The 16,290-nt window shown below is 69.4% G+C and carries 10 protein-coding genes; 7 read left to right on the top strand and 3 right to left on the bottom strand.

The window, feature by feature from the left end; genetic code table 11:
- The first annotated feature begins 190 nt into the window (after positions 1 to 190).
- The 4 genes from HUA74_RS27580 (at position 191) to HUA74_RS27565 (ending at position 7,956) form a co-directional block, all read left to right on the top strand.
- Positions 191 to 1,204: an ADYC domain-containing protein gene (locus HUA74_RS27580; RefSeq protein ID WP_174456944.1), complete on the top strand. Its 1,014-nt coding sequence runs from the start codon at positions 191 to 193 to the stop codon at positions 1,202 to 1,204.
- Between the two features lie 186 nt (positions 1,205 to 1,390).
- Entirely contained in the window at positions 1,391 to 2,638 is a 1,248-nt protein-coding gene (locus tag HUA74_RS27575; RefSeq protein ID WP_174456943.1) for an efflux RND transporter periplasmic adaptor subunit, read from the top strand.
- A gap of 39 nt (positions 2,639 to 2,677) precedes the next feature.
- The gene (locus HUA74_RS27570) at positions 2,678 to 5,866 is read left to right on the top strand and encodes an efflux RND transporter permease subunit (RefSeq protein ID WP_174456942.1); all 3,189 of its coding nucleotides are present in this window, start codon (positions 2,678 to 2,680) and stop codon (positions 5,864 to 5,866) included.
- 125 nt (positions 5,867 to 5,991) lie between these two features.
- Positions 5,992 to 7,956 (top strand): 4-alpha-glucanotransferase, encoded by a 1,965-nt coding sequence (locus HUA74_RS27565; protein WP_174456941.1) that lies wholly within the window; start codon positions 5,992 to 5,994, stop codon positions 7,954 to 7,956.
- Positions 7,957 to 8,349: 393 nt separating this feature from the next.
- On the opposite strand, the gene HUA74_RS27560 is transcribed toward HUA74_RS27565, so the two are convergent.
- Positions 8,350 to 9,153 (bottom strand): hypothetical protein, encoded by an 804-nt coding sequence (locus HUA74_RS27560; protein ID WP_174456940.1) that lies wholly within the window; start codon positions 9,151 to 9,153, stop codon positions 8,350 to 8,352.
- 155 nt (positions 9,154 to 9,308) lie between these two features.
- Positions 9,309 to 10,316, bottom strand: a complete 1,008-nt coding sequence (locus HUA74_RS27555) for a DUF1028 domain-containing protein (protein WP_174456939.1) — start codon at positions 10,314 to 10,316, stop codon at positions 9,309 to 9,311.
- Between the two features lie 410 nt (positions 10,317 to 10,726).
- On the opposite strand from HUA74_RS27555, the gene HUA74_RS27550 reads away from it, so the two are divergent.
- From HUA74_RS27550 to HUA74_RS27540, 3 genes are all read left to right on the top strand, one after another.
- Complete coding sequence (locus tag HUA74_RS27550) at positions 10,727 to 12,025, top strand: pyridoxal phosphate-dependent aminotransferase (protein ID WP_141649003.1); 1,299 nt, start codon at positions 10,727 to 10,729, stop codon at positions 12,023 to 12,025.
- A gap of 96 nt (positions 12,026 to 12,121) precedes the next feature.
- Complete coding sequence (locus tag HUA74_RS27545) at positions 12,122 to 13,417, top strand: NTP/NDP exchange transporter (RefSeq protein WP_141649002.1); 1,296 nt, start codon at positions 12,122 to 12,124, stop codon at positions 13,415 to 13,417.
- A gap of 90 nt (positions 13,418 to 13,507) precedes the next feature.
- Positions 13,508 to 14,695, top strand: a complete 1,188-nt coding sequence (locus HUA74_RS27540; protein WP_141649001.1) for an NAD-dependent epimerase/dehydratase family protein — start codon at positions 13,508 to 13,510, stop codon at positions 14,693 to 14,695.
- A 6-nt stretch (positions 14,696 to 14,701) separates the two neighbouring features.
- Here HUA74_RS27540 and HUA74_RS27535 read toward each other — a convergent pair whose 3' ends face one another.
- Positions 14,702 to 16,252, bottom strand: a complete 1,551-nt coding sequence (locus HUA74_RS27535) for an ATP-binding protein (protein WP_174456938.1) — start codon at positions 16,250 to 16,252, stop codon at positions 14,702 to 14,704.
- Positions 16,253 to 16,290 lie beyond the last annotated feature (38 nt).

Below are 16,290 nucleotides of genomic sequence, written 5' to 3'. Positions count from 1 at the left end.
GACGCTTGGTCGGTCGCTGGGGGAGCACCCTGGCTACCGGACGATGGAACCGCCTGTCAGTCCTGCCCCTGACTGCTTGCTGCCTCCGTTCGGACGATGCGTGTGTCCTGGAATCATCAGTCCGGCTTGCAAGCGGACAGGCTCCTGCGAACCTTGTGTCCAGTCGAGCTGGGCCGGGGAGGTTCGGGGCATGGTGGCGAGGCGGATGGTGGGGGCGATGGTCATCGCCTGTGGGTTGGCGGGGTGTGGGAGCGCCGTGGACGACCGGGAGCCCGAGACGCTGGGAACCCAGGTGGCCGAGCTGTCCGCGCCCAACGGGCGCAACCTGAATGGCCGCAATCTCAACGGGCGCAACCTCAATGGCTCCGAGCTGGGGCAGATGCTCGTGGGGGTGCGCTTCATGGGGGCCGTGCGCGCGGACCTGGGCGCGCTGACGCGGACGTGGCTGGACGGCAGCGTGCTCCGCGGCGAGTCCCATGACGGCACGGTGATGTCCGGGATGGACTTCCTCGGCACGCACTTCGTCGGAGAACTCGGGAGCGGCGACACCGTCGCCCTGCGCGTGGACGACATCCAGCCGGGCACGGGCGCGAGCGAGGACGTCTGGGTCTATCGCGTCTCGTACTACTCCCTGGCGGAGAACACGTGGAAGCCCGCGTGTCAGGCCGAGGATGGCTCCGCGCTCGGGGCCATCCCCGTGGAAGGGCGCTGGGACTATCGCCAGGGTGTCGCTGGCGGCGGCGCGAAAATCGAGGACACGCAGGCCTTCACCTTCGCGTGTGAGGGCGCGGCCATCGCCAAGTGCGTCCGCTTTGGCTACCGCCCCTGGGCCTCCACCGTGATGGGGCGAAGCCTGGCTCCCTTGCACCAGGCCTGCACGCGCATGGTTCGCGCGGACTTCTGCGGCGACGGCACTTCGTACACGGTGGATGGGAGCTGGGTGAACCTGTACGACGCCTCGGGCGTGCAGCAGGACTCCGAGGGTTGGAGCGTGGAGGCGGAGTGGGACGCCTCGGGCGCGCGCTGTCGCACGCCGACGACGCGGGCCCGCGAGCGCCAGGTGACGTGCTCCACGGGGACGATTCTGCCGACGTGTGGCCTGCCGACGAACTTCCTGCTCGGCACGCTGCTGATGAGCGAAATCCCGGCCGCGGCGACGCAGGGACCCGTCCTCCTGGCGACTCCGGAGCCGAGCGCCTGGTGAGCCCGGCTGCTGGCCATGTGCATGAGCGGGCGTCCTGCCTGCCTCTGTCTCCTGGGGCGAGGAGCGGAGGCGGGCGACTTCCGGCGGCAAGGGGCCGACACCACGTTTAGCCGGCCCGCCGGGGGCAGGGGAGGGACCGGCGGAGGACGGAGACGCGCGGTGAGACGAGCCCAACGGACGAGACGGATGGCGGCTGGCGGGACGTGGGGCCTGCTGCTGGCGGCGGCTTGTGTGGTGGCCGGCTGCAAGAAGAGCTCGGGCGAGCCAGCGCAGCCCGAGGAGCCCACGGTGACATTGGGCCAGGAGAACGTGGCGCTCGCGCAGCCGAGCGAGCTGCGCTCCGGCCCTGGAATCTCGGGCACGCTCCAGGCCCGCACCGCGGCGGCGGTCCGCGCGCAGGTGGCGGGCACGGTCCTCGATATCGAGGCCCAACAGGGGCAGGTGGTGAAGAAGGGCCAGGCGCTCGCGCGCATCGACGATGCGACGTTGAGGGACCAGGTCATCGCCACGCGCACGGCGGTGTCGACGGCGCGCAATGCCTTGCAGGTGGCCGAGGCCGAGGTGGAGCGCAGCGCGAAGCTGGCCAAGGCCGGAGTCATCACCCAGCGCGACTTCGAGCGGGCGCAGTTGTCGGTGGCGCAGGCGAAGGGACAGCTCGCGGAGGCGCGCTCCCGTCAAGCGCTGGCGCAGGAGCAACTGGGGCGCACGCGGGTGGTGGCGCCCTTCGTGGGCGTGGTGAGCGAGCGGCAGGTGAGCGTGGGTGACGTCGTGCAGCTGGGCTCGCCGCTGTTCACCGTGGTGGACCCGCGCACGTTGCGCCTGGAGGCGTCGGTGCCTGCCGCGAATCTGGACCAGGTGAAGGTGCGCACGCCGGTGGAGTTCAAGGTCACCGGGTACGCGGACCGCTCGTTCACGGGACAGGTGGAGCGCATCAACCCGGTGGTGGACCCGAACACGGGGCAGGTGCGCATCTACGTGGCGATTCCCAATACGGACCTCCAGCTCCTCGCGGGGCTGTTCGCCGAAGGGCGCGTGGCCGCGCGGGCCGCGCGAGCGCTGTCGGTGCCGCTGGGCGCGGTGGATGACTCCGAGGGAAAGCCCACGGTGCTGCGCGTGCGAGACACGCGTGTGGAGCGCGTGCCCATCACGCTGGGGCTGCGCGATGAAGTCGAGAAGCGGGTGGAGGTGCGCCAGGGGTTGCAGGAGGGAGACGTGGTGCTGCTCGGCTCCGCGCGCGACGAGGTGAGCGAGGGCGCGCGCGTGAAGGTGGACGCGCCACGTCCGGGAGAGCCGGTAGCAGGAGACGAAGGCCCTGGTGTCGGTGGTGGCGGCGCCGAGTCCGACACTCGCCAGGGCGGAAATGAAACCGCGCCCGCACGTCCTTCCCCGTCACCGAGCGAGTCCTCGGAGGGCGCGACGCCACGCGCGCCCTGAGTTCGCTGCGTCCCTTCGACTCCTTCCGGGAGAAACCCCGTGTTCATCTCCGACTTCGCCATCAAGCGTCCCATCGTGACCATCACCGCGATGGTGACGCTGGTCATCTTCGGCATCGTCGCCTTGTGGCAACTGGAGACGGATGAGTTCCCGGACGTCCAGGCGCCGGTCATCGCCGTCAGCATCGTCTACCCAGGTGCCGCACCCGACACGGTGGAGCGCGAAATCGTCGAGCCCATCGAGGACGCCATCTTCGCCATCAGTGGCGTGGACCCGAAGGAGACGACCGCCACCGCCACGGACGGCCTGGCCACCTTCACGGTGTTCTTCGAGTTCGAGAAGGACATCCAGGAGGCCTCGCAAGACATCCGCGATGCCATCTCCAGCAAACGCGCCGACCTGCCTCGGGAGATGGAGGAGCCCGTCCTTACGCGGTTCGACCCGGCGGACGCGCCCATCGTCTCGCTGACCCTCACGTCGGAGCGACTCGATGTCGCCGGGCTGTCCCGCGTGGCGGACCCGCTGGTGGTGGGCGAGCTGCGCTCGGTGCCCGGCGTGGCGCAGGCCGACGTCGTCGGCGGCGTGGAGCGGGAGATGACCGTGCAGCTCAAGCCCGAGGCGCTCCAGGCCGCGCGCATCTCCCTGGCGGAAGTCGTGACCGCGCTCCAGGCGCAGAATCTGGCCGCGCCGGTGGGCCGCATCAACTCGAAGCTCGAAGAGGAGTCCATCCGTCTCAAGGGACGCCTGGAGAGCCCCGAGGCCTTTCGCGACATGGTGGTCACCACGCGCAACGGTCAGGTCATCCGACTGGGGCAGTTGGCGGACGTCTTCGTGGGCTCGGAGGAGCCTCGCACGCTGGCGCTCTATGACGGCGCGCAAGCGGTGGGCATCGAAGTGCTGAAGACGAAGGGCTACAGCACCACCGAGGTGGCGGACGCGGTGCGCGAGCGCGTGGCGGCGTTGCAGAAGAAGCTCCCGGCGGACGTGAAGCTGGCCATCGTCCGCGACGCGGGTGTGCGGGTGGAGAGCGCGGTGGAGAACGTGCAGTCGGCGCTGGTGGAAGGCGCGCTGCTCACCGTGCTCGTGGTGTTCATCTTCCTCAACTCGTGGCGCTCCACCGTCATCACGGGGCTGGCGCTGCCGGTGAGCGCGCTGGCGGCGTTCATCAGCGTCTGGGCCTTCGGCTTCACGCTCAACACGATGTCGCTGCTCGGCCTGACGCTGGCCATCGGCATCCTCATCGATGACGCCATCGTGGTGCGCGAGAACATCGTCCGCCACATCGAGATGGGGAAGGACCACTACACCGCGTCGAAGGAGGGCACTTCGGAAATCGGGCTCGCGGTGTCGGCGACCACGTTCTCCATCGTCGCCGTCTTCGTGCCCGTGGCCTTCATGTACGGCGTGGCCGGACAGTGGTTCAAACCCTTCGCACTCACCATCGCCTGCGCGGTGCTGGTGTCGCTGTTCGTGTCCTTCTCCCTGGACCCGATGCTGAGCGCGTACTGGGCGGACCCGCAGGTGGAGAAGGGCGCGCGGCGCGGCTTCATCTCCCGCGTCCTCGCCCGCTTCAACACGTGGTTCGACCGGCAGGCGGACCGTTACAAGGGCGTCATCGCCTGGGCGCTGGACCATCGGCTCGCCATGGTGCTGGTGGCGGTGGGCTCGCTCGTGGGCGCGCTGGTGCTCCAGGGAACGGTGGGTGGCGCGGGCTTCGTGCCGGTGAGTGACCGCTCGGAAGTGGAGCTGCTGGTGGAGACGCCGTCGGGCTCCAGCCTGGAGTACACGCGCCGCAAGGTGGAGGAGGTGGCGCGCGTCGCCCGAGCCCATCCGGAGGTCGCCTATACCTACAGCACCATCGGCGTGCCGCTCCCACTGAGCGCGCCCGGTGTGGACCAGGCGCTTGTGTACGTGCGGCTCACGCCCAAGGCGGACCGCGACGTGAGCCAGGATGCGCTGGGCAGCGCGCTGCGCAAGGAGCTGGCGAGCGTGGGCGGCGCGAAGGTGTCTGTCTTCACGTCGGGCTTTGGCGGCGCCTTCAAGCAGATTCAGCTGGAGCTGAGCGGGCCCGACCAGAAGAAGCTCACTGAACTCGCGCAGCAGGTGCAGCGCGAGGTGGAGAAGGTGCCCGGCGCGGTGGACGTGGGGCTCTCCACGCGAGGGCAGAAGCCGGAGCTGGAGGTGGACCTGAACCGGGGCCTCGCGGGGCAGCTCGGGGTGACGGTGGGGCAGGTGGCCCAGGTGCTGCGGCCGGCCTTCGCGGGCCTGGACGTGGGGGACTGGGTGGACCCGATTGGTGAGACTCGCGACGTCATGGTGCGGCTGGCACCCGAGGCGCGTGACAACCCGGACGACCTGGCGCGAATCCCCATCCGGGTGGGCGCGGCGCCGGGAGGCGCACCCCAGCTCGTGCCGCTGGGGCAGGTGGCGGACATCCGGCAGGCGCTCGGTCCCGCGCAAATCACGCACCTCAACCGGGAGCGGGTCATCAACGTGCAGGCGAACGTGCAGGACCGCTCGTTGACGGAGGTGATGCGAGACATCCAGGAGCGGGTGGTCGCGGTGCAGCTCCCCGCGGGCTACACGCTGACGACGGGCGGTGAGTCCGCCGACCAGGAAGAGGTCTTCTCGCGGGTGTTCCTCGCGTTGGGCGTCGCGGTGCTGTTGATGTACCTCATCCTGGTCATCCAGTTCGGCTCGTTCCTGGACCCGCTGGCCATCCTCATCTCGCTCCCGCTGTCCCTCATCGGCGTGGTGCTGGCGCTGCTCATCACTGGGGACACGCTCAACATCATGAGCCTCATCGGCGTCATCCTGCTGATGGGCATCGTCGCGAAGAACGCCATCCTGCTCATCGACTTCGCGAAGTGGTCCCACGAGAAGGGGATGCCCTTGCGCGAGGCGCTCATCGAGGCGGGCCGCATCCGCTTGCGCCCCATCATCATGACGACCTTCGCGCTGGTGGCGGGCATGATTCCCGTGGCCATCGGCGCGGGCGAGGGTGGTGACTTCCGCGCTCCGCTGGGCCGCGCGGTGATTGGCGGCACGATTACGTCCACGTTGCTGACGCTGCTGGTGATTCCGACGGTGTACGAAATCCTGGTGGATGGGCGGACGTGGATGGGCCGCAAGCTGCGCAAGGTCTTCCACTTCCGAGCACCCGGAACCGGGCACCCCACGGGCGGAGGCGGCGAGCCCCGTCCGGCGCCGCAGTCCCGACAGAAGTGACACCGGGCTGCTGGGAGTGTCCGAGAAGCTTCGCGGAGTGTCCGCCTCGGACGGATGTTGAACGTCGGCCCGAGAAGCGGGTTGGCGTGTCCCTCGGAGGAACCTAGGGTCGGTCGCCATCCGCCATGTCCCGAGCCTTGCTGCCTGAAGACCATCGTCGACTCGTCACCCAAGCCCTGGCCGCACTCGATGTCCGCAACCTGGTCCTGAGCATCCACGACCCCAGCTTCCCCAGTCTTCCGCACGAGGACACGGGCCGAGGCTCGCCCTATTCGGAGGGCGCGGCCCGCTTCCTGGAAGCCGCGCGCAGGCTGGGCTTCACGGGCATCCAGCTGGGGCCCCAGGGGCAGACGTCGGAGTCGAACGCCTCGCCGTATGACGGCACGCTCTTCTCTCGCAACGTGCTCAACGTGGCGCTCGCGGAGCTGGAGGACGAGGCTTGGGGTGCGTTGCTTCCGAAGGGCCGTGTGGCCGCGCTCGTCGAAGGGCGCTCGCGTTCCTCCAGTCCTGGGGAGCGCTACCGGTGGGCTTTCCGCACGCAGCTCGCGGTGCTCGACGAGGCGTGGACGTCGTTTCGGCTCCAACGCGCGAGTCCGGATGCCTCGGCCGCCATTCGTGAGGGCGCCGAGACCTTCAACACCTTTCGCCAGCGACACCGGGCGTGGTTGCTGCGTGACGCGCTCTTCGATGTGCTGTGCGCGGAGAAAGGCGTGCTGGACTGGAGGCCGTGGGCCGACTCCTTGGATGGACGGCTGTGGAGTCCGCGTCCGGGAGCCGAAGGTGTCGCCGCCGCGCGGGTGCAGGCGCTGGAGACTCAGTACGCGGACGTACTGGAGCGCTATGCCTTCTTCCAGTTCCTGGTGCATGCGCAGCACGAAGTCCTGCGTGCTCGCACGACAGGGCTGAAGCTGAAGCTCTACGGCGACCTGCAGATTGGGTTCTCACCGCGCGATGCGTGGGCGTGGCAGGGCTTGTTCCTTGGGACGTATCTGATGGGCGCTCCGCCGAGCCGCACCAATCCGGAGGGCCAGCCGTGGAACTATCCGGTGTTGGACCCGGAGCAGTACTTCGCGGAGGGCGGTGAAGGTCCCTTGCTGGGCTTCCGGCCCGGAGCGGTGCTGCGCTTCATGGACGCGCGCATGGACAAGATGCTCGCGGAGTACGACGGTCTGCGGCTGGACCATCCCCATGGGCTGGTGTGTCCGTGGGTCTACCGCGCGGGGGAGTGGGACGCGTTGGGGGCGGTGCAGCACGGGGCGCGCCTGTTCTCGTCGCCGGACCTCACGGACCACCTGGAGCTGGCGCGCTACTCGCTGGTGAGCCCCCAGCAGTTGGACCGTTCGCTGCCAAGGTACGCGGATGGCGAGGTGAAGTCGCTCACGCCCGAGCAGGTGCAGCGCTTCAGCGTCCTCTTCGACACGGTGGTCGCGGCGGCGCGGCGCAACGGCCGGGATTTGGGCGACCTGCTGGGCGAGGTGCTGAGCACGCTGCCGTATCCGTTGGGGCGGGTGATGGCGCGTTATGGGCTGGGCCGCTTCCGCGTCACGCAGAAAGCGGACCTGCGCAATCCCGCGGACGTGTATCGCAGCGAGAACGTGGCGCCCGAGGACTGGATGATGGTGGGCAATCACGACACGAAGTCGCTGTGGCGTCTGGTGGGGGACTGGCAGTGGCGCGGCACGCTGCGGGCGCAGGCGGATTATCTGGCGACCCGACTGTGTCCCGAGCCCGAGCGGCGAGAGGACTTCGCACGAGCGCTGGCGGCGGACCCGGGGAAGCTCGCGCAGGCGAAGCTGGCGGACCTGTTCGCCAGTCGCGCGCGCAATGTCATGGTGTTCTTCACGGACTTGCTGGGGATACCGGAGACGTACAACGAGCCGGGCACGGTGGATGAGCGCAACTGGTCGCTGCGCGCGCCGACGGACTGGATGCGGGAGTATCGCGAGCGCCTGCGAGGCGACGCCGCGATGAACCTCCCCGGCGTGCTGGCCCTGGCGCTGCGAGCAGGAGGGGAGCCCGCGCGGGAGAAACACCGTGAGCTGCTCGCGGGGCTCGACCGGCTCGCGGAGGAGCTGAGGGAAGGCCGGTAGCGCGTGTGCCCCGACGGCGCCCGCGCGGCATGACGTGACGCCTCCACGAGCGCCCCGACGGCGCCCGCGCGGCATGACGTGACGCCTCCACGAGCGCCCCGACGGTGCACGCGCGGCATGACGTGACGCCTCCGCGAGCGCCCGGGGCTGGCATTGCGCACGTGCGACCGACGGGCAGCGAACCGTGACGTGCCCCCATCATGTGGAGGGCGCCAGCATCGCGCACGTGCGACCGATGGGCCGCGAACCGCGACGTGCCCCATGGGTGTGAAGGGGCTGGCATCGCGCACGTGCGACCGGCGGGCCGCGAAGCGAGGTGTGTCCCACGCTCGCTTCACGTCCGCCCTCAAGTGCTAGTGAAGCGGGACTCCCTGCCCCGCTTCACATCCCCGCTCAGTGCTGCACGTCCACCACGAGGCGCGTGGGCTCGCGCAGCTCCAGGACGCGGAACGCCTGGACGCTCTTGTTGCCCAGCACCCACGTCACCTCGCCCTCGAAGTCACAGGTGCGCTCCAGTTCCAGGAGCACGGGCAGCGCCGGCTTCAGCTCGCGCGTGGCCACCGTCGGCTGGCCCGCATCGGTGTGTGCTCGCGCGGGAGTGAAGGTCACCTGGAGCTGCCCCTTGCCCGCGAGCGACGCCGGGTCTCCCGAGCCACACTGCACCACCGGCTCCTTCGCGTACCCCACGCGGTAGCCGGGTAGCTGCGTCCCCTCGAACTCGAACACCACGCGGTCGAAGTCCGGATGTGCCCCCGCGCGCACCGAGCGCAGCGTGGCCTGGGGTGCATCCTGCCGCTTCATGTCCACGACCCCGGAGGTCCACTCGCGATTCTTCGGGTCCTCGGGCGTGTACCCACCACCACTCGGCGGCGTCTTGCCGGGTGCTTCCTTTCCAGGAGGCTCCGTTGGTTCGGCGGGCTCTCCGGAGGGAACGGGAAGCTCCTCGTCCTGAGCGCCACCGCGGACAGGCACCCCCGTGCTCCCCGTCGTCACGACATGCACGGGAGGCTTCGCGGCGGCCTCGCCCTCGCGAGGAAGCGTCCCCTCGGGCGGGCTCGAGGGCAGGGCGGGGGTGTCATCGGGAGGAGGCAGCTCGGCCGCGGGATGGGGCGGCGCTTCCTCTTTCTTCGAGCAACCGGTGGCCACGAGGCACCCGGCGAGCCACAGCGACGACAGCCATCGTCCGGCACGCTTCATCGTTCCTCCCCTGTCGGCCCACAGTGGCCGTGAGGAACTCCCTCTCTCACGACAGGAGGCGCGGTGCCAGCCTCCCGCCAGGGACTCGATGACGAGAAGACGACAGACCCTCCGCCCGCGCACTCGGGGCGAAGGGTCCTTGGACTCCCGGGACTTCAGTCTGCCGAAGGCGTCGCGCGCACGAAGGCGCCCAGGTCCGCGTCGCGCAGGAAGTGGACCAGCACGCCGTCAATCTTCCGCGTGCCGTTCTCCACCACGGTGGGCTTGAGGAAGAAGAGGTTGTTCCAGTTGAAGTCATACAGCGCCTGCTCGGCGGCGTCGGACCAGCTCCCATCCATGCGGCCGTGGTAGTAGCCGAGCTTGCGCAGCACGCGCTTCACGTCGCGCGCCGTGTCGGCATCCAGCGTCACCCCGTCCGCGGGAAATACATCCGCGAGCGTGCCCTGGTAGCGATTCAGCTCCACGCCCAGCTCCTGCAGCGCCCGGGTGCTGCCGTGGACGACCGCCTCCGCGAGCACGTGGGTATAGAACGCGGTCTCGATGGTGGAGTTCCAGACGCGGATGACGCCCGAGCGCTCTCCATTGCGGTCCCCACCCACGCGCGCCCCAGCCTTGAGCGAGGCATACAGTCGCTGCGGCAGGCTGCCCCGCGCCTGACGAAAGCCGTCCGCCATGGCCCGGCACATGTCGGGGGTGCTCATGTTGTTGGCCTGCACCACGAACGTGTCGCCCTCGATGGAGCAGGTGTGCTCGCTGTTCTCCGAGCCCGAGCGCTGGCCCACCGTCACGCTGCCATCCGGGTGGAGCTTCACCGCCGCGAGCTGGCGGATGGGGGCATACGGGTCCGAGGCCAGCACCGTGTCGATGGCCTCCTGGGGCGCGGTGCCCGAGTCGATGCGCGCGATGACCGCCTGCGCGTCATCCACCGAGGGCAGCGCCATGGTGGCCACCGCCACGTCCGAGCGACCATAGGGCACCAGTCCACTGACGCCGCTCGGGAAGGAGATGACGGCCATGCCGCACGACTTCTCCACCGGGTCACACGCCACGACGGCGCGCGTGCCGAAGATGCTCGGATTGAAGGGGCGGTCCGCCGCGGACGCCTGGGTGGAGCCAAGCAACACGGACGCAGCGACGAGCAGGCCACGCTTGAACGGCTTCATGCACGTACCTCGGGGCAGGGCTCCGCCGGGGCCGAGCAACCACCGCTCGACGCGGATGAGACCCTTCATGTCTGGGGTTTGGTGTGCGCGATGAGACACCGAGGCGCGGGTCCGGCCCGCTCCTCGGAACTTCTGGCTCCATGAACGCCACGTCGCTTCAAGGCATATCGGGAAGACTCGGAGACCCGTGCCGGCCGTCAAGCTCCGGATTCAGGGTGAGGACCGACGGCCCGAGGAGGGCCCGCTGGCCCGGGTGCCCCGCGTATCTCGCTTCCGGGAAAATTGTAGCTGTGGCACTCCCCCCAGAAGTTTCAGACGCGCCCCACAAGGGCCCGGGTGGCGGGTATGGTCCGCGCCCGGCCGCAGCCCGCGTCCCCCCCTTACGCGCACGAACCGGAGACAGATTCCCCATGGCTCTCGACCTCACCTCCCTCCCACGTCCCTCGCGGGACGACGCCTCCATTGGCACGATGGCGCGGGGCCTCGTTGGCAGCGAGATTCTCCGCATCGCCGCGGAAGTCCGTGAGCTCGTCGCCAAGGGCCGCAAGGTGTGCAACCTCACCGTGGGCGACTTCAGCCCGCGCGAGTTCCCCATCCCCGACGGCCTGCGCCAGGGCATCGCCACCGCGCTCCAGGCGGGCGAGACGAACTATCCGCCCTCCGACGGCGTGCTGGACCTACGCCAGGCGGTGCAGCGCTTCTATGAGCGCGCCCTGGGCCTGAAGTATCCGCTGGAGGGCATCGTCATCGCGGGCGGCGCCCGGCCCATCATCTACGGCACCTACCGCGCCGTGCTCGATGACGGGGAGACCGTGGTCTACCCGGTGCCGTCGTGGAACAACAACCACTACGTCCACATGATGAACGCCAAGGGCGTCGTCGTGACGACGGACCCGTCGCACGGCTTCATGCCCACGCTGGAGCAGCTCGCGCCGCACCTGGGCACCGCGCGCCTGTTGTGCCTGTGCAGCCCGCTCAACCCCACGGGCACCATGATTTCGTCCGACGTGCTGGGCGCCATCTGCGAGCGCGTCGTCGCGGAGAACCGCCAGCGCGAGAAGCAGGGCAGGAAGCCGCTCATCCTGATGTACGACCAGATTTACTGGGTGCTGAGCTTCGGCGCGGTGAAGCACGTAACGCCGGTGGAGCTGGTGCCGGAAGTCGCCCCGTACACCGTGTTCGTGGACGGCATCTCCAAGGCGTTCGCCGCGACGGGCGTGCGCGTGGGCTGGGGCGTGGGCCCGCCGGCCATCATCGCTCGCATGCGCGACGTGCTCGGCCACGTCGGGGCGTGGGCGCCCAAGGCGGAGCAGGTCGCGGTGGCCCGCTACCTGGATGACGTGCCCGCCACCGAGTCCTTCCTGACGGAGATGCGCCAGCGCGTGGACGCGCGCCTGGAGGCGCTGCACACGGGCCTGACGCGCATGCGCGACGCGGGGCTGCCGGTGCGGCACATCGCGCCCCAGGGCGCCATCTACCTGTCCGTCCAGTTCGACCTGGTGGGCAAGGGCGGCCTGAAGACGAATGACGACATCCGCAAGCTGCTCCTGGAGAAGGCCAGCTTCGCGGTGGTGCCCTTCCAGGCGTTCGGCCTGAGCGAGGACACCGGCTGGTTCCGCCTGTCCGTGGGCGCGACGTCGGTGGCGGAAATCCAGGAGGCCCTGCCCCGCGTGGAGGCCGCCCTGCGCGAGGTGCTCGCCGCGAAGTAGTCGCCGTCGGTGCCGGGCCCCGCGCGGCGTCCTGGATGGGCGCGGGGTTCGGGAATACACGGAAAGGGCTGGAGTTCAGCCGGGTACTTCGTGCCAATGCTCAAGCGATTCGTGGATGTACGTGACGAGGAAGTTCGCGCGGTCCTCGGGTCCTTCGTCTATTTCTTCACGCTGATGTGCGGCTACGCCATCCTCCGTCCCATCCGCAACGAGATGGGGACGGCGGGCAGCGTCAAGGGCCTGCCGTGGCTCTTCACCGCCACGTTCATCGTCATGCTGCTGGCGGTGCCGGCCTTCTCCGCGCTGGTGGCGCGCTGGCCCCGGCGGGTGGTGCTGCCGCGCATCTACCGCTTCTTCCTCGTCAGCCTCCTGGCCTTCTTCGTGCTGCTGAAGCTGGACGTGGCGAGGGAGCCGGTGGCGCGGGTCTTCTACATCTGGCTGAGCGTCTACAACCTGTTCGTGGTCTCCATCTTCTGGAGCTTCATGGCGGACGTGTTCGCCGGCGAGCAGGGCAAGCGGCTGTTCGGCTTCATCGCCGCGGGTGGCACCACGGGCATGCTGGTGGGGCCCTTCCTGGTGGGGCGACTGGCGGAGCCGGTGGGGCCGGTGAACCTCATCCTCGTGTCCGCGGTGCTGCTGGAGGTGAGCGCGCAGTGCGTGCGCTGGCTGAGCCGCTGGGCCCGGGACGTCCAGCATCAGCCCCTGTCGGCGGAAGCGCCCGTGGGTGGCGGGGTGCTGGCCGGGCTGAGGCTCCTCGTCGCGTCGCCCCTCCTGCTCGCGCTCGGGCTCCAGGTGTTGCTCTACGCGGCCACGTCCACCTTCCTGTACTTCCAGGAGGTGAAGCTGGTGGCGGAGGTGGGCAAGGACGCGGCCTCGCGCACCGCGCTGTTCGGCGACATCGACTTCTACGTGCAGCTGTTGACGCTGGCGCTCCAGACGCTTGTCACCGGGCGCATCATCTCCAGACTGGGATTGGGCGCGGCGCTGGCGGTGGCGCCGGTGCTCACGGGGCTGGGCTTCCTGGGGCTGGCGGCGGTGCCGGTGCTCGGGGTGCTCGTGGCGTTCAAGGCGCTGCGGGGTGCCAGCCACTACGCGCTGGAGCGGCCCTCGCGCGAAATCCTCTTCACCACGGTGGACCGGGAGGCGCGCTACAAGTCCAAGAGCTTCATCGACACGGTGGTGTACCGGGGCAGCGACACGGTGAGCGCGTGGTTGCAGGGTGGGCTGACCGCTCTGGGCCTGGGCATGACGGGGTTGTCATTGGCGGCGGTGCCCCTGGCGGGGCTGTGGCTCGGTGTGTCGCTGTACCTGGGGCGGGAGCAGCGGCGACTGTCCCGGGAGGCCGGGGGTGCGCTCGCGCCCGTCGCCGCCGATAATGCCGCCGCCCGCTGAAGTGTGCCTCGCAGTGCTTCCTCGTCGCTCCTCGGGATGGTCGCGGGGAGCGGGGGTTGAGACGAACCTCGCAGCAGGAGACGACACGACATGAAGCTGTCTCGCAGAGACCTGATTCAAGGCGCTGTGACGGTGGGCTCGCTGTGGGCCCTGGGGTGTGCGACGTCGGGCTCGTCGGGTGGCGCGTCCGGTGAGTCGGACTCCCAGGAGAAGGGGGCCTCGGGCGCGAAGGCGAGCAAGCCCTTGAGCATCCTCATCCTGGGCGGCACGAAGTTCCTGGGTCCGGCGCTGGTGGAGTCCGCGCAGGCGCGAGGCCACACCGTCACGCTGTTCAACCGAGGCAAGACGAATCCGGGCCTCTTCCCGAACGTGGAGAAGCTGCAGGGGGACCGGGACCCGACGAAGGCGGAGGGTCTCAAGGCGCTGGAGGGCCGCAAGTGGGACGCGGTGGTGGACACGTCGGGTTACGTGCCGCGCATCGTGAAGGCCTCGGCGGAGTTGCTCGCGCCCAACGTGGGGCACTACACCTTCGTGTCCACCATCTCCGTCTACAAGGACGCGTCGAAGCCCGGCCTCACGGAGACGGCGCCCGTCGCCACGGTGGCGGACGTGACGACGGAGGACGTGGACACGCACTACGGCGCCCTGAAGGCGCTGTGCGAGCAGGCCGCGGAGAAGGCGATGCCCGGCCGCACGTTCAACGTCCGTCCCGGCCTCATCGTCGGGCCGGATGACCCGACGGACCGCTTCACGTACTGGCCGGTGCGAGTGGCGCGAGGGGGCGAGGTGCTCGCGCCCGGCACGGGGCATGACACCACCCAGTTCATCGACGCGAGGGATTTGGCCGCGTTCATCATCCTGGGGGTGGAGCAGAAGCTGTCGGGGCCCTACACCGCGACGGGGCCCTCGAAGCCCCTGGTGATGCGCGACTTCCTGGAGCGCAGCAAGAAGGCGCTGAACAGCGACGCGCGCTTCGTCTGGGCGCATCCGTCCTTCCTGGAGAAGCACAAGGTGGAGCCCTTCGGTGACATGCCGGTCTGGGTGTCGCCCACGGGCGAGGACGCGGGCCTGTTGCGGGTGAACATCGACAAGGCGTTGGCGGCGGGGCTCACCTTCCGCCCGCTGGAGGAGACGGTCCGCGACACGGTGGCCTGGTTCAACGCGGAGCCGCCCGAGCGTCAGGCGAAGCTGCGGTCGGGCATCAAGCCGGAGCGGGAGAAGGAAGTGCTCGCCGCGTGGCACCAGGAGCACGACAAGGGCAACGCCCACGCGGGTTGAGGTGTGTCAGGCGCGGATGACGGTGACGCGCCGACCCGAGGGCGTCCGGGCCTGTTCGGCCCGGGTGCGCTCGGCGATGGAGGGCTGGTTCGAGCGGCGGTCGAAGAGCATCAGCCAGCCGTCATCCAGTCCCAGGCCCTGGAGATAGCCGTCGAGCTGCTCCAGGCCCTCGGTCAGCGGGTCGGACTCGCGGTCCCTCCAAACCTTGATTTCAATGGCGAGGGTGTCCGGCCCATGGCGCACGCACAGGTCCATGCGCCCGCGGCCGATGGCGTACTCGCGCTCAATCGTGCCGCCCCCATTCACCACCCGGTGGAGGAAGGCCATGAGCACCAGATGTGGGGCGACCTCGTGGTAGGGCGCGGTGGCCAGCAACGGCTCGCCATGTTGGCGCCAGAATGCGAGGAAGGCGTCTCGCAGCTGTTCGACGTCCAGTCGCCCATCGGGCTTCAACCAGGAGGGCTGGATGGAGGGGAGCGTGTCGCGCGTGCCTGACGCCAGCGAGCGGACGAGAATCTCGCGGTAGATGGGATTGGTCACCTCGAGCGTGCCGGACTCATTCCGGCGCAGCAGCCCCAGGTCGACGGCGAAGCGGCGGTCATCCTCGGGGACGTCGCCCAGGAGCTGCCCCGCGAGCATCGGCTCGAGGATGGCTCGGATGCGAGGCTCGCGCAGCCGCGCCGCGAGGCTGTCCAGGTGGGTCTCCTGGCGGTAGATGAGGATGGCCTTGGCTCGCTCCATGTCCTCGCGGCGGATGGGCTGGGACAGCTCGGGCACCAGCTCCTCGACCGCGACCTTGGCCAGGGCGTTGACGAGCCACGGCTGGCCTTGCGTGAGTTCGAAGGCGAGCGCGAGGGCTTCGGGCTCGAAGCGCTGACCCGTGTCCGTGGTGTGCTGGGAGTAGAGCTCCGTGACTTCATCCTCGGTGAAGTCGCGCAGGGTGAGCGAGCGCACCTTGATGTTGAACGGGCTGGAGGTCGCCAACCTGTCTCCGTCGTCGGAGGACACCTTGTAGTCGCGCACGTCCCGCAGCCCGATGAGTGCCATGGCGGAGGGGAAGTGCCCGGGACGGTTGCGGTGGCCGTCCCGGAGTTGTCGGAGTACGGAGACCAGCACGCCATCACGGAGTGCATCGACTTCATCCAGGAACGTGACGAGCGGCTTGTCGGTGGCCTCGGACCAGGCCGCGAGCGCGGTGGCGACGCGGTTGCCGGGCGGTGCCTCGGGAAACTCTGGAGGCTGGGACGCGGGAGGAAGCTGGGCGCGCGTGGCGAGTCGCCAGCTGGAGAGGATGGCGGCCTCCGCCGCGCCGGTGTCCTGTGGGAAACCCGCCCCGGCCTCCATGCTGACGAGGGCCGCCACGTAGCGTCCCTCCGACGTGAACTCTCGGGCGAACGACAGGAGCGCCGTGGTCTTGCCCACCTGTCGTGGCGCGTGGACGACGAAGCAGCCCTGCTGCTCGACGAGCCGCCGCACTTCGGGCAGCCTCCGCATGGCTGGCAGCATGTAATGGTGGTCCGGATTGCACGGACCGGCGGTGTTGAACCAGCGGGGCATGTCCGGAAGGTACTACGCCTCCTTCGCTGGGGGAGGCA

Source organism: Myxococcus sp. CA051A (genome assembly GCF_013336705.1).
Lineage (GTDB): Bacteria > Myxococcota > Myxococcia > Myxococcales > Myxococcaceae > Myxococcus > Myxococcus llanfairpwllgwyngyllgogerychwyrndrobwllllantysiliogogogochensis.
This window is presented reverse-complemented; position numbering and strand designations above follow the sequence as displayed.

Bases quoted from the DNA above. Each gene is read 5' to 3' on its own strand.
- HUA74_RS27540 (WP_141649001.1), top strand. From the start codon at position 13,508: ATGAAGCTGTCTCGCAGAGACCTGATTCAAGGCGCTGTGACGGTGGGC.
- HUA74_RS27580 (WP_174456944.1), top strand. From the start codon at position 191: ATGGTGGCGAGGCGGATGGTGGGGGCGATGGTCATCGCCTGTGGGTTG.
- HUA74_RS27545 (WP_141649002.1), top strand. From the start codon at position 12,122: ATGCTCAAGCGATTCGTGGATGTACGTGACGAGGAAGTTCGCGCGGTC.
- HUA74_RS27565 (WP_174456941.1), top strand. From the start codon at position 5,992: ATGTCCCGAGCCTTGCTGCCTGAAGACCATCGTCGACTCGTCACCCAA.
- HUA74_RS27550 (WP_141649003.1), top strand. From the start codon at position 10,727: ATGGCTCTCGACCTCACCTCCCTCCCACGTCCCTCGCGGGACGACGCC.
- HUA74_RS27535 (WP_174456938.1), bottom strand. From the start codon at position 16,252: ATGCCCCGCTGGTTCAACACCGCCGGTCCGTGCAATCCGGACCACCAT.
- HUA74_RS27560 (WP_174456940.1), bottom strand. From the start codon at position 9,153: ATGAAGCGTGCCGGACGATGGCTGTCGTCGCTGTGGCTCGCCGGGTGC.
- HUA74_RS27575 (WP_174456943.1), top strand. From the start codon at position 1,391: ATGGCGGCTGGCGGGACGTGGGGCCTGCTGCTGGCGGCGGCTTGTGTG.
- HUA74_RS27555 (WP_174456939.1), bottom strand. From the start codon at position 10,316: ATGAAGCCGTTCAAGCGTGGCCTGCTCGTCGCTGCGTCCGTGTTGCTT.